Source organism: Treponema sp. R8-4-B8, assembly GCF_054786175.1.
The window spans coordinates 312,773-327,371 of record NZ_BDHE01000489.1 but is presented as its reverse complement, the minus strand read 5'-3'; the positions used below and the strand labels follow the sequence as shown (position 1 = coordinate 327,371).

At 42.1% G+C, this 14,599-nt stretch carries 10 protein-coding genes; 1 reads left to right on the top strand and 9 read right to left on the bottom strand.

Annotated elements, in window-relative coordinates; all coding sequences use genetic code 11:
- The first annotated feature begins 133 nt into the window (after positions 1 to 133).
- The gene (locus tag ACYVRA_RS16760; RefSeq protein WP_461253878.1) at positions 134 to 1,231 is read left to right on the top strand and encodes a peptidoglycan endopeptidase; all 1,098 of its coding nucleotides are present in this window, start codon (positions 134 to 136) and stop codon (positions 1,229 to 1,231) included.
- A 5-nt stretch (positions 1,232 to 1,236) separates the two neighbouring features.
- On the opposite strand, the gene ACYVRA_RS16755 is transcribed toward ACYVRA_RS16760, so the two are convergent.
- The 9 genes from ACYVRA_RS16755 to rpoB form a co-directional block, all read right to left on the bottom strand.
- A complete protein-coding gene (locus ACYVRA_RS16755) occupies positions 1,237 to 1,893 on the bottom strand; it encodes a DUF6062 family protein (RefSeq protein ID WP_461253877.1) in 657 nt (218 codons plus the stop codon).
- Between the two features lie 14 nt (positions 1,894 to 1,907).
- Positions 1,908 to 2,252, bottom strand: coding sequence for a histidine triad nucleotide-binding protein (locus ACYVRA_RS16750; RefSeq protein WP_461253876.1), 345 nt, complete (start codon positions 2,250 to 2,252; stop codon positions 1,908 to 1,910).
- Positions 2,253 to 2,280: 28 nt separating this feature from the next.
- The gene (locus ACYVRA_RS16745) at positions 2,281 to 3,102 is read right to left on the bottom strand and encodes a M15 family metallopeptidase (protein WP_461253875.1); all 822 of its coding nucleotides are present in this window, start codon (positions 3,100 to 3,102) and stop codon (positions 2,281 to 2,283) included.
- Complete coding sequence (locus ACYVRA_RS16740) at positions 3,099 to 3,440, bottom strand: FMN-binding protein (RefSeq protein WP_461253874.1); 342 nt, start codon at positions 3,438 to 3,440, stop codon at positions 3,099 to 3,101. Before ACYVRA_RS16740 ends, ACYVRA_RS16745 begins: the two co-directional genes overlap by 4 nt.
- 254 nt (positions 3,441 to 3,694) lie before the next feature.
- The gene (locus tag ACYVRA_RS16735) at positions 3,695 to 4,417 is read right to left on the bottom strand and encodes an ABC transporter ATP-binding protein (protein ID WP_461253873.1); all 723 of its coding nucleotides are present in this window, start codon (positions 4,415 to 4,417) and stop codon (positions 3,695 to 3,697) included.
- Positions 4,414 to 5,478 carry a hypothetical protein gene (locus ACYVRA_RS16730; protein ID WP_461253872.1) on the bottom strand — a complete coding sequence of 355 codons (1,065 nt, stop codon included), beginning with the start codon at positions 5,476 to 5,478 and terminating at the stop codon, positions 4,414 to 4,416. The genes ACYVRA_RS16735 and ACYVRA_RS16730 overlap by 4 nt, the downstream gene beginning before the upstream one ends.
- A gap of 19 nt (positions 5,479 to 5,497) precedes the next feature.
- Positions 5,498 to 6,703, bottom strand: coding sequence for an aldo/keto reductase (locus ACYVRA_RS16725; protein ID WP_461253871.1), 1,206 nt, complete (start codon positions 6,701 to 6,703; stop codon positions 5,498 to 5,500).
- Positions 6,704 to 6,705: 2 nt separating this feature from the next.
- Positions 6,706 to 11,037, bottom strand: a complete 4,332-nt coding sequence (gene rpoC, locus ACYVRA_RS16720; RefSeq protein ID WP_461253870.1) for a DNA-directed RNA polymerase subunit beta' — start codon at positions 11,035 to 11,037, stop codon at positions 6,706 to 6,708.
- A 14-nt stretch (positions 11,038 to 11,051) separates the two neighbouring features.
- On the bottom strand, positions 11,052 to 14,588 hold the full coding sequence (rpoB, locus tag ACYVRA_RS16715) for a DNA-directed RNA polymerase subunit beta (protein ID WP_461253869.1): 3,537 nt from the start codon (positions 14,586 to 14,588) through the stop codon (positions 11,052 to 11,054).
- Positions 14,589 to 14,599 lie beyond the last annotated feature (11 nt).

Sequence of the window (14,599 nt, the reverse complement as noted above, 5' to 3'; positions counted from 1 at the left end):
AACAGACAATTTATTATTTTATTTTGCACTTTGCAAACAAATCTGTCAAGCATAGGACACGGGTCATGCCTGTGTAAATTGCGCTTATTGAAAATTCCGTAAAATTAATATAAAATTAATAACAGGAAGTAATATGTCCGGTTGTTTTTACGCCAGGTCAGCGTTAATAATACTCTTTATCTTTAACTCAGGATTCATGTCGGCGCAAACCAATCAGCTTGCCTCTTTTTCAGATCCGGCCCGTCTTTGGGGCAACGGCGTAGAAATGATCATTGAAGAAGCGTACAGGCAGTGTATAAGGACAAAGATCATCGACGGCAGGGTGATGAATATCCGCATTCCTTTCGCGATGAACACTGAACGCGATATTTTACTGAAAACTCCCATAAATTTTATTGAAGACGGCAAGGGAAAACCGGAAACTTTATGGCCTATTATCGAAGACATATTGGACTCAGAAGAATTTGCGGAATATATAAAAGCCCTTTCTTCCGGACATGAAAAAGTAATTATTTTTGATTTAGTAGAAAGAACATGGAGCATGTCATCTGATCTTTTTATTATCGCGAGATTAAAAACTGATTTATTTTCCGGCCTTCCTCACCGCCCCTACGTGCTGACTTCAGGACGGGGAGCCAGGGAAAGCGACGTATACAATTATATTTACTGCATCGGCCTTGTTGGAATGGACTGTTCCGGTTTTGTGTGGCATGTTCTTTCTTACACGGCGCGAAAGGGCGGAGTTGACTTAGGCAGGGCGTTAAGTTCAGCCCTTGGCGTATCCGGCCGCGCGAATTATTCTCAATTTATCGGCACTTCATTTTTCAGTTCTAAAAACTCCCAAATAATCCAGGTGCCAGATGAAATACGCAACCTCCGCCCCGCCGACGTTATGCTTTTCCGCGACGTTGACGGCGAAGTGGTACACTCCGCGATTATACAGTCAATTGATTTTAAAAAAGGCGTGATACGTTATCTGCACTGCAATAATTTTTCTCTGCCCGAAGAACGCGGAGTTCACGAATCATTTATTTACTTTGATCCCTCCAACCCGTCCGCTTCATTAAAAGACCCTTCGCTTCATTGGACGCAAAAACGTTTTGCCCCGTTCATAGGAGAAGATTTTAACTTTGCCGACGATGGAGAAAGATACCGTCACAGAGCGAACGGAGGAGGCAAGGTTATCCGCTTTAAGGCGTTAGTTCCTGTTATTGAGAAAATGGGCAGATAATTTTCCTATTCAATATTCTCCGACAAATAAGCCGCGGCTTCTTTCCACACAACCTGATCTTTTTCGCTAAGCGCGGCAAATTCTTTCTGTCTGCCGTAGGCGGAAAGTTCGATAAACACGTCCAGTCTTTTTTTAAGTTCTTTAAATTTATGCTCCTGAAAATTTTTAATCCACGCGGGGACTGTTCTTTTTAGACCCTTTGGCGCAAATAAAAGCCCTGCGTAATGGGGAGCGCACAAACCGTCAGAAGAAGTAAAAAATGTTCGCAATTCCTGCTCTTCGCTAGAATTGCCGCCTGATTCACATAAAAAATCAAGATACTCCTTTTCGATCTTTTCTCTTTCAATACAGACGGGGCAGCGTCCTTTGGGGCGCCACGGGAGTTTCTTTTCAAAGGAAACAATGCGGTCTTCAAGAATGTCACGGCTTAATATTGCGACCGCAAGACCGTCGCGGAAAGACACAAGCCCCCTTGAATGAAAAGAACAAAAACCTCCCGCGGAGCGGAATAGGGCGCGAAAACCGCGGTCGGCGACATGCTCAAATAACGTGTTGTCTATGTATTTGAACGCGCGTTCCTTCACTAGCGTACACAGGGGGCATCCCGGTTTTTCACATGCTTTCTGAAGTTCAAAAAAGTTGATATGTTTTTCAACAGCCATTTTATCCCCGTCCTTCAGCCGGGAGGCCAGCCAAGCGCGCGGCCTCCAAGAAAATGAATGTGCAGATGATCAACCGTTTGCCCTCCGTCCGTTTTCGCGTTAATGACAAAACGCCCTCCCTTTTCTTCACATCCCTGCTCCTTGGCAAGTTCCCTCGCTTTTAGAAACAAGCGGCCTACAAGGGCTGCGTCAGCCTCGTCCATAACGAACAAGTTTTCAATGTGTTTTTTAGGGATAACCAGAAAATGCACGGGAGCCATAGGGTTTATGTCGTAAAAGGCGAGCATTTCATCGTCTTCGTAAAGTTTCTTGCTTGGGATTTCTCCCGCGATTATTTTACAAAATAAACAGTTATTCATTTTTTTAGTATAACATTTTTTACTGTAATTAAAAAGCCCTTTTTTGCTCCCATTCGTGAATATACACAAGCGCGTTTTGTTGTATGCCGTCAAAATATTTATCGATAAATTCCGCAAGTTCCTTGCCTACATAACGGTAATGCCAGCTTTCCCAGCTATAACCTGTCAAGCTTTCCAAACCGTCGGGATATGAGAGGGACCAGCCGTATTTGGAAGCGTTTGCCTTAACCCAGACGCCTTCGGCTGATTTGGCAAAAACGTTGTCAACGGGATAAAAATCGACGATAAGCCCCAACTGGTGTTGGCTGTAACCGGGACGGGCGGATACTCTGTCCGTCGCTTCCTGACCCATCGTTTTTACATAACGGTCGTAAAGGTTAGCCTGATATGAACGAGAGCGGTAAGCCGAGCTGACAACCAGCTTTACTCCGTCCTTCCGCGCGGCGACAGCCATTTCTTCCAGCGAAGCGGCGGCGATTTCCCTAAGTTGAATACCGGCAGTATTATCGTAATTAGCGCTTTTTAAAACGACAAGATCAGTTGGCTCATAGTCGCCAATCGGGTTTTTCTTATCAACAAGAATCCAAAGGTAAGGGTCTCCATTCATGATTTTTAAAAGATCGCGCGTAATAGGATCATTTTCACTTTTATTTTTATCTTCAATAACTGTCTCATCTTCCTGAGCTTCTAACTCTATATTATTTTGAACAGATTCATCAGTTACTCTGGACTTTTTAGTTTCACAGGAAAAAAGAGAAAGTAATAGTAAGCAAACCGCCAAAAATAGCTGTTTAAAAAGAAAATTAACATATCGAAGATTCAAACATCGTGAATCTTTTGTAAAAATCATTGTTTAAGTATAGCATTTCTCACCGCCTCTAAAAAGCCCTCGCTTGTCTCTGTCGCGCCTGAAACTGCGTCAATATCCGTGGAATTGTACATTATCACAAGATCGAGCAATTCTTCCATAGCGGCCCCTCCTACAAAGCGATCTTCCGCAGAATCGACAATTTCAATCTCCGTAATACTGCCATCGTTCAGGCGCACTTGCACTGATATAGGCCCTCGAAACCCCTGCCCTACTCCTTCAAGGATTTCTCCATCTCCTTGGTCCGAGCCGCGCTTTACATTGAACGCCGCGCAGCTGCAGATAACAATAATCAGTAAAAAAACAAATAAATGTTTCATAAAAACCTCCACCTATATATGGCGCGGACTTGCCATTTTGCTTGACCGAAAATGAAAATATTTTGAAGAAATTTCACACAAAGAGCACAAAGGAAGAGAAGGACACAAAGAGAAAAGAAGTGTGGAAATTAGCGAGAAATTACATGAGTAGCGTAAAGCAAAGAGAATGATTATACTATTTGCCGCTTTATTATCAAGTTATAACAAGACGTATGCCTAAAGATTTTGTTTCATAGACAAGGCAAAACTATGTACTATAAATTTATAGATAAAGTATCTTCCGGCAAATTATTAAGAAACAATGTTTCCAATGAACCAATATCATGTACGGATTTATTTTCGATAATATTACCTTCATTTAATAAAATGCAATGATCTGCGAAATTATTTAAAAACTCAAGGACATGGCTGGAAAATAGTATCGTAACATTATTGCTTTTATAATGTTTAAGAAGATTCTTTATTTTCATATTTGAAACTATGTCAAGACCGTCATTCGGCTCATCCCAAATAATGGTGTCAATTTCTCCAATCAGGCTGATTACTAACTGTACCTTCTTTTTCATTCCTGTAGAACATTCCTTAAACTTTTTATGAATATATTTATTTATTTCAAAATAGCGTATTAATTCTTCTGTTTCATTCAATAACTTATTTTTTCCTGTTCTTAAGATTGTCGCTAATTCAATATTTTCTATACATGTTAAATATGGATATAGATAATCATCGTTTGGCAAAAAAGCAATTTTTCTGCGATAAGGTAAAAAATCTTTATCATTTGTTGTTTTAACATTATCGTGGGAGACAAACCCCGATGTCGGAATATATAGGCCTTCGATACAGTTAAGTAATGTTGTTTTTCCGGCGCCATTGTAACCTATAATACCATAGATAATTCCAGACGAAAATTGAAGATTAACATTTTTAATGCCCGAATTTGAATTGAATATTTTAGAAAGGTTTTCGCATATAATCATAATAAAGACCACTCCCTATATTCATTCTTTGCCTTTATAAACGTAATTATTACCGGAATTAATAAAATTGGCAAGAAACCAATTGACAATGTACTAATCCAAACAGTTAATAAAGTATTAATTGTAATAATAAATATTTTTATTATAACATTGGCAATTGAAAAAGAGATATTAACTGTTGTAAATAATACCATAAAAATACAATACAAATACTTTATTGTAAGCGTTATATTAATATAACTGCCAAAGATCACAAAAAGTAATATTAACCAGCCAAAAAATACGGCAAGAATAAGAAATGTCCTTTTTAAATGATATTTAACGTTATTTGGAGAAATAATAGCCTGAAACTTCCAGTTAATATTTGGTATTGAACCTATAATACCCGAAAATCCAACGGAAAAAATAATTGTTATCATAATAAAAATAGCGGAAGTATTTTTTAATTCATAAATATTATTTATATCTTTAGCTATATTAATAATAAATGCTATAAATATTATTATGCAAAATAACGATGATATAACAAAGTCAGATGACAAATAATCATATAATGCGCTTTTTATTAACGGGTTAATTTTTATCCTTTTTATCTCTTTGTAATTTGTTTTCTTTATTCTAAAGTTATTTTTTAAGAACATTAATAAAAAAGACAGCGTTAAAAATATTACGGTCGCCGTTAGCATTATAGTTATATATTTTTTATTGTTTATAAATTTTAGCGCGATAATATTAAAAAAGATAAGCAATATATTATTTAAAAAAGTTTGTTTTATAAAGAACATGAAATAAATATTTTTATTATGAATCTTACTTTTTGAATATTGTATCAAGAACGGCATCATATTATATTCTTTTAGCGATTTAACTAACGAAATAATAACAAGAAATAGTACTGTTATTATTAGAATATCTCGCGTTATTACAATATGCCTTGTTGCAAACGCGTATGTAAAAGAAGCAATAATTATCATTACCCAAATAATTGTTACAGGAGAATCAATAAAGAGGCTTAATATTCTTTTAATTGCGATTTTTACCCAAAATAAAAATAATTTCATGATTTATCATTATATTTAATCATTTTCCGCGTTTTTTACCCAAAAACGCTCTAGCGCAAAAACCGATAAATTTTATAATCGGCGGTTCCATTTTCTTTTTTACGGTAACAAGTTCCTTCATAATCGGAATACTTTGCGGGCAGTGAGTTTCGCATTTGCCGCATTTTACGCACAGGCTGGGACTGCCGCTTTTTTCCTGAGTTAATCCGGTACTTGTAACATATTGTTTTATTCCTTCTACATAGCCCATGGAATATACCGCATTGTACGCTGAAAAAGAACCGGGAATATTTACCCCAACAGGGCATGGCATACAGTAATTACATCCCGTACATCGCACTTTACAGGAGCGTTTAATAATTTCAAGAGCCGACTTGTAAACGGCTAATTTAGCGTCGTCTAACATTCCAGCGGACGATTTCTCCGCTAGGGCGATATTTTCTTTCAGTTGATCCATGTTATTCATGCCGGAAAGGATTGTGGTTACTTCACTCTGATTCCAAAGCCAGTTAAGCGCCCAACCTGCTGGAGATAAATCCGAATCCGCGTTTTTAAATAATTTAACCGCTTCTTTTGGCAGTCCCGCGGCAAGTTTTCCGCCAAGAAGCGGTTCCATAATCACAACGGGCATTTTTACAGCGGCGGCGCGAAGCCCCGTAACACCCGCCTGAAAATTTTCGTCAAAGTAATTGTACTGAATCAATGCCAATTCCCAATCATAATTACCGAGAATTTTTAAGAACTCGCTCACCTGTCCATGAAATGAAAAGCCTATGTGCTTTATCAGCCCTTCATTTTTTTTCCGCGCCAGCCAACTTTCAATTCCGGCACTTTTCAGTTTTTTCCACTGTTCAGTATCGGTAACCATGTGCATCAGGTAATAATCAATATAATCTGTTTTAAGCCTTTCAAGCGATTGATTTAAATATTTGTCAAAATCAATTTTGTTATCGCGGGAAGGTTTAAGCATTACTAGCGGAAGTTTTGTCGTGATATAAACTTTGTTACGCGCGTTATTTCTACTTAAAACAGAACCTAATGCCTCTTCACTGCCAGGATATACCCATGCCGTATCAAAATAATTTACGCCTTTTTCTATGGCGTACATTATAAGTTTTTCCGTCTTTAGAACATCCGTAATTCCAATTTTATTTGGAAAACGCATACATCCAAAACTTAGAACCGATAATTTATTTCCCGTTTTTTTATCAATACGGTACCGCAACGCTAATCCTCGGAATCTTCAACAGTGTTGTATTCTTCCTGGGTGTTTTCGTTACCTGAAATTGCTTCAGCTTCCTGTTTGCGTCTGTCAAGAATTTCCTGCATGTATTCATCCAGGTCCTGACTTTCTTCATCGAAGAGCTTAACATTGTGGTAACGTTTCATTCCTGTTCCGGCTGGAATTGGATGGCCTATGATGATATTTTCCTTTAGACCGCGAAGATTATCCGTTGAACCTGCGATAGCGGCGTTTGTAAGCACTCTGGTTGTTTCCTGGAAACTGGCGGCGGAAAGGAAAGAATCAATGTTAAGCGACGCTTTTGTTATTCCCTGGAACATAGGCTGGGCGATTGCAGGCTGTCCGCCTTCCGCCATTACGCGGGCGTTTTCTTCGTGGAAACGGTACTTGTCCACAGAAGAACCGTAGATAAATTTTGTATCGCCTACAAATCTAATTTCCACTTTACGCATCATCTGCCTGATAATTACGCCGATATGTTTGTCATTAATCGATACGCCCTGCAGACGGTAAACGTTTTGAATTTCATCCATCAGATAACGTTGTAATTTTCCTTCGCCGAGGATATACAGAACGTCATGCGGATTTATAGCGCCCTGACAGAGCAGTTCTCCCGCTTCCACAGTATCGCCATCGCGCACTAAAAGCCTTTTATTCATCGGTATCAGGTGCGTAAATTCCCTGCCAAAATTATCGACAATAGAAATTTTTCGCTTGCCTTTCACAGGGTCTTTAAAATACACAGTCCCTGAAACCTGCGCGAGTACCGCCGGGCTTTTTGATTTACGGGCTTCAAAAAGATCATTGACACGGGGAAGACCGGATGTAATGTCCATAGCTTTTGCCGATTCTTTTAATGTTTTTGCTATTGTGCGTCCCGCTTTAATCCTCTCCCCTTCATCAACCTGAATGTAAGCGCCTGAAGGCAGGAAGTATGACGCAACCTGATGATCATTGTCATCGACAATAAAGATACGGGGCTGTTTGCTTTCATGTTGGAATTCCGTTATGCGCTTTTCTGTATTGCCAGTGTCCTCGTCAATTTCTTCTTTAAGCGTCGAGCCAAGAATAATATCCTCGTATTTAACAATTCCGCTCGCCTCGGCGATAATCGGGTCGGAGAACGGGTCGAATGTGGCGATGGTTTTATCGGCTTCCACAACCTTGCCTTTTTGCGCTTCAAAATCGGAGCCGTTTCTTATTTCAATTTTTTGATCCTGGCCAATCAGGCACAACATCTCTCCGTCATTGGTTTTTAAAACTTTGGCGTAAGCGATTTCGGGAGAAATAATATCCTCTCCGCCGTGTATAATAATTACATCGCCCCTGTTGACTCTCTTTCCGTCAACCGCAACCAGTTTATCGCCATGATCAAGTTTATACTCTCTCATAACTTTGTTTACAATAGCGTGACCTCTTCTTGTAAAAAGAAAATGTCCGTTATCAAGCTGTATGTGCGTTCCGACAACGTCTTTTATAAACACGGGATACTTCAAAGTGATACGGCTTTCTTCGCTGACCTTTGTAGCGACGCCGCCAATATGGAATGTACGCATTGTAAGCTGAGTACCAGGTTGACCAATAGACTGAGCCGCAATTGTTCCGACAGCTTCACCAATATCCACCGCTCGGTTTGTCGCAAGGTTGCGTCCGTAACATTTTCTACAAACGCCATATTTCGCCTCGCAGGTAAGAACCGTTCTTATCCGCACAGACTCAACGCCTGCGGAATCAATTGCCGCCGCTATATCTTCAGTAATTTCTTCGTTTACATCGACAATAAGCTCGCCTGTAATTGGGTGCTTAACTCGCTCAAGAGTAAAACGTCCTACAATACGATCTTTTAACGGCTCGATAATTTCTTCGCCCTGTTTGATAGCCGAATATGTAGTGCCGTTAATTGTTCCGCAGTCGTCTTCATTTACAACCATGTCTTGAGCTATGTCTACAAGACGGCGCGTAAGATAACCGGCTTCCGCTGTTTTAAGGGCGGTATCGGCAAGACCTTTGCGCGCGCCGTTAGTTGAAATAAAGAACTCAATGACCGAAAGTCCTTCTTTAAAGTTTGAACGGATAGGAAGCTCGATAATGTCGCCCGACGGCTTCGTCATAAGACCGCGCATACCTGCAAGCTGGCGTATCTGGTTACGGCTTCCGCGAGCGCCCGAGTTCGCCATCATGTAGATTGAGTTAAAGCCGTCTCTGTCCGATTCAAGGGTTTTCATCGTAATATTTGTAAGGTCTTCATTTGCCTTTGTCCAAACCTGAATAACCTGATTGTAGCGCTCTTCAGGGGTAATATGCCCCTGCCGATGCATTTTCTGAATTGACTCGACTTCTTTATTCGCCTTGTCAATCATTTCGGCTTTTTCTTTGGGGACAACAATGTCGTCAACGCCGATGGTCGCGCCGAATACTGTCGCGTAACGGTAGCCCGTTGATTTAATCGCGTCCAGCATTTGAACGGTAGTCCATGAGCCTTTTTCTTTGAACACATATTCAACAAGGGTGCGTAATTCTTTGTCTTTAAGCTCATAGTTAATAAACGGAAGATCTTCAGGCAACTCTTCGTTAAAAATAAGCCTTCCCGCGGAAGTAATTATCGTACCGTCGGCGGCAGGATTTGTCAAATTACCCGCCTTGTCCCAAATAGGCAGTTTTGGCGGCTTTACGCGGATTGCCGCTTCCCTGTCCAGCGCTTTTCTTTCCACCGCCATAAGGACTTCTTCGGGAGACGAATAATAGGGAACCCTGTTTTTTGTTTCAGGTTTTTCAGAACCGGAACGTTTGGCGTCGGTCTTAATCCTTGTAAGGAAGTTAATGCCCAAAACCATATCCTGAGACGGGAATACAATTGTCTTTCCGTTAGCGGGGTTCAACAGGTTACGCGCCGAAAGCATCAATGTCCAACATTCCATCTGCGCCGCCTGCGTCAGCGGAACATGGACCGCCATCTGGTCGCCGTCAAAGTCTGCGTTAAAAGCGTGGCAAACCAACGGATGAAGTTTGATCGATTTGCCTTCCACCAGCACCGGTTCAAACGCTTGAATGCCAAGCCTGTGCAGAGTCGGGGCGCGGTTAAGAAGCACCGGGTGTTCTTTTACAACTTCGTCTAAAATAGCGAAGACTTCAGCCGTTTCTTGTTCGACAAGCATTTTTGCTTTTTTAATATTAAAGACAACGTCCTTATCGACAAGTTTTTTCATTATAAAGGGCTTAAAGAGTTCCAGCGCCATTTTTGTGGGAATGCCGCACTGCCACATTTTAAGATCAGGACCGACTGTAATTACAGAACGCCCCGAATAGTCAACGCGCTTTCCAAGCAAGTTCTGGCGGAAGCGCCCTTGCTTTCCTTTGAGCATATCGCTGATTGATTTAAGAGGACGGTTAGAAGAGCCTTTAACAACTTTCTTTTTCTTTGAATTGTCAAATAACGCGTCCACCGCTTCTTGTAACATCCGCTTTTCGTTGCGGATAATGATGTCGGGCGCGTTAAGGCCTTGCAGTCTTTTTAAACGGTTGTTGCGGTTTATCACCCTGCGGTACAAATCGTTTAAGTCGCTTGTCGCAAAGCGCCCGCCGTCAAGCTGCACCATGGGGCGCAATTCGGGGGGGATTACGGGTATCACGGTGAGAATCATCCACTGCGGCTTGTTGTTTGAGTTGCGGAAATTTTCTACGATTTCGATGCGTTTTAAAAGACGCTTGTCGCTCTTTGCCCCCTTTTCGATCATTTTTGCCCTAAGTTCGGCGGCCATTTGATCAAGGTTCAAGTTTTCCAAAAGAATACTGATAGCTTCGGCTCCCATTCCCGCGGTGAAACCGCCGCCGTAGCGTTCTTGCGCTTCGTAGTACTCTTCTTCGGAGAGAAGCTGGCCCTTCTTTAAATTGGTGTCGCCTGAATCAATCACAATGTATTTTTCGTAGTAAAGAACGGACCTTAATTGGCTTGTGGGAAGATCCAAAAGAAGACCCATTCTGCTGGGGACTGAACGGTAGTACCAGATGTGCGACACAGGAGCGGCCAATTCAATATGACCCATTCTTTCGCGGCGGACTTTAAAGTGCGTAACTTCAACGCCGCAACGGTCGCAGATAACGCCCTTGTAACGGATCGATTTAAATTTTCCGCAGTAACATTCCCATTCTTTGGTGGTTCCAAAGATACGCTCGCAGAAAAGGCCTTCCTTCTCCGGTCGCAACGTACGATAGTTAATCGTCTCGGGTTTTTTTACTTCGCCATAGGACCACGACCGGATCATTTCCGGCGAGGCCAGCCGTATCTTTATCGAATCAAAATCCTGAATATCACGCATTTTACTCCCCTCTTTTAGAAATTACTTCCCGACTTAGTTATCAATTCCTCATCTTTTTCGGTGAGCGGTATTTGTTTTCCTTTTACGTCAAAGATTGACAGATCCAACGCAAGACCGCGCAATTCCTGAACAAGCACGTTAAATGATTCAGGAATGCCCGCCGTTGTCGAAGGCTCTCCTTTTACAATAGCTTCGTAAATCTTTGAACGCCCAGTCATATCGTCCGATTTAATCGTTAAAAGTTCCTGTAAAGTATTTGCCGCCCCGTAAGCTTCAAGCGCCCATACTTCCATTTCACCTAACCGCTGGCCGCCAAACTGCGCTTTTCCACCCAACGGCTGTTGCGTAACAAGCGAGTACGGGCCTGTGGAACGCGCATGCATCTTGTCATCGACAAGGTGGTGCAATTTAAGGAAGTAGATTATTCCGCAGAAAATCGGATTAATAAATTCTTCGCCTGTTCTTCCGTCTTTTAAGACTGCCTTACTGGTTATAGGCAGCCCCGCTTCTTTAAGTTTTACCTCAATTTGTTCCGTAGACGGCGACTGGAAAACAGGCGTTGAATACCATTCGTCCAAAGTAGAACCCGCCCAGCCAAGTTCCGTCTCTAAAAGCTGTCCGATATTCATACGCGAGGGAACGCCAAGCGGCGTCAGGCAAATATCCAAAGGAGTTCCGTCTTCCATAAACGGCATATCTTCCTCAGGAAGAATACGGGCGACAACGCCCTTGTTGCCGTGGCGGCCTGCCATCTTGTCGCCTTCGCGCAGTTTGCGCTTTGTTGCGATTAACACTTTTACCACTTCATCAACGCCTGGGCTTAAAGAGTCATGATCAGTTCTCTTAAGCCGCTGAATGTCGATAACGGTTCCGTCTATGCCGTGCGGAACTTTAAGCGAAGTATCGCGCACTTCTTTCGCCTTTTCGCCGAAGATTGAATTGAGCAGTTTAAATTCAGGAGTAGTATCAGTCTCGCTCTTTGGCGTAACTTTGCCTACCAATATATCGCCCGAGCGCACCTTGGCGCCAACGCGAATAATTCCTTCCGTGTCCAAATTGTCAAGGCTTTTTTCTGAAGTATTGGGAATGTCGCGAGTGATTTTTTCAGGACCAAGTTTTGTTTCCCTTATTTCTGTAATAAATTCTTTTATATGAATGGAAGTGAACATATCGTCCTTTACCACGCGCTGCGAGATAAGGATCGAGTCTTCATAGTTATAGCCGTTCCATGGCATAAAACCTACAAGAATATTTCTTCCCAGGGCAAGCTCTCCGTTATGGGTAGCCGGCCCGTCCGCTATTACCTGTCCGCTGACGATTTTATCGCCCAATTTTACAATAGGGCGCTGGTTGTAGCACGTATCCTGATTGGTTCTCTGGAATTTAATTAACTGATAAACATCGTTGCCGTTTTCGTCTAACGAAACCTGCGCCGCGGGTTTTACAGTACCCGCCCTGTCAGGCTTTACAATTACTTCCTGTGACGTTACGCGAAGAACAGTGCCTCCTCTGCGGGCTTTTACAAGAACGCCCGAATCATAAGCGCACTTCCCTTCCATTCCCGTTCCTACCCGCGGAGCTTCCGGAAAAACAAGCGGCACCGCCTGACGCTGCATGTTAGAGCCCATTAACGCGCGGTTCGCGTCATCGTGTTCAAGGAAGGGAATGAGCGAAGCGGATACGGAAATTATCTGTTTGGGAGAAACGTCCATGTATTGAATATCCTCTGGAGCGCGGGTAATGTAATCGCCCTGTCTTCTGCAGGAAATTTGATCGTCGGCGAAAGAGCCGTTGTCATTTACCTTTGCCGAAGCCTGGGCGATGTAATATTTATCCTCGTCCATTGCCGAGAGATACTCAATATCTTTTGTAGCGATGCCTTTGTTCACCTTACGGTAAGGGGTTTCCAAAAATCCGTATTCATTAACGCGGGTATAATTTGCGAGAGAGACAATAAGGCCGATATTCGGCCCTTCAGGAGTTTCAATCGGGCACATTCTGCCGTAGTGAGTGTAATGAATTTCACGCACTTCAAAACCTGCGCGGTCGCGTGAAAGGCCTCCGGGGCCGAGGGCGTTAAGCCGCCTCTTATGCGTGAGTTCTGCAAGCGGGTTTACCTGGTCCATAAACTGAGACAACTGGCTCGATCCGAAAAATTCCTTGATCGACGCAACAATCGGTTTTATGGAAATTAATTCCTGCGGTTTAATCGTATCGGTCTCTTTTAAACTCATCCGTTCCTTTGCAATCCGCTCCATGCGGCTAAACGCGGTCTTCATTTGATTCGCCATTAATTCGCCGACAGAACGTATGCGCCTGTTTCCAAGATGATCGATATCGTCAATATTTTCATCGCCGACATACACCTTAATCAGATGTTTCATTGTGGCTATAATATCGTCGTTAGAGAGGGTAAATTTATTCGCTGGAAGATCAAGCCCAAACTTTTTATTCAGTTTATAACGGCCAACTTTGCCAAGATCATAACGGCGGTCGGAGAAGAACATCCCGATTAAATCTTTTTCCGCCTGATCAACCGTAATGGATTCGCCGGGCATTAACACCGAATATACGGCCATTAACGCTTCTTCTTTTGTAGGTTCGCTTCCGGCCTCTTTTACAAATTTAATATCCTCGCGTTCAAAACAATTAAGCAGCATTGTAGAATTGAGGGAACCCTCGGCTTTAAAATTAATATAACAAATTGATTTAACGCCGTTTTTAATAAGTTCATCAACATTATGCGGATGTAGTTTTTCTCCCGCCCTGTAGAGCGTCCTTTCTTCGCCCTTAGCGCCGTTTTCAGCCTTAACCATAACGGGCTTGGCAAGAACCATGCCGGAAATTTTTTCCTTCGTTTCACGGTCATCTTTAATTTTTAAAATTTCGGTAACATAAAAAGCTTCGATTATTTCCTCTCTGGATGAAAAACCAAGAGTGCGAAGGAAAATAGTTCCAAGGATTCTTTTTTTTCTGTCAATCTTAGCGTAAATCAGCTCACGCTTCTGATCGATTTCAAACTCAATCCAACTGCCGCGATAGGGAATAATACGCGACGAGAAAACTCCCTTTTCATAACAAAAAATAACGCCGGGCGAGCGGTGTATCTGGGAAACCACTACCCTCTCCGCCCCGTTAATGATAAACGTTCCTCTTTCAGTCATAAGGGGAATGTCGCCCATATAAATATCTTTTTGCCGGATTTCGCCGGTCTGCTGGAAAACAAGATTTATCCGCGCTTTAAGCGGAACAGCGTAATTAAGGCCTTTCTGCTTACATTCAAATTCGGTTACTTTGATATTGTCCTCATCAAAGGTGTAGTGTTCAAATTCAAGCTTCATATCCTCGTTTGGGCTAATTATGGGGAAGGTGGCTTCAAACACTTCCTGAAGCCCCTGCGACGCAGGTTTCTCTTTTTTATTGATTTTTTCTCTTTGTAAAAAACGTTCGTAAGAATGGATTTGAATATCGATAAGATCAGGCAGATCCATCACATCCTGAATATCTTGCCCAATGTACTGACGCTTCTCCGCTTGCTTTACCTTGACCATTTTTTCCCCTT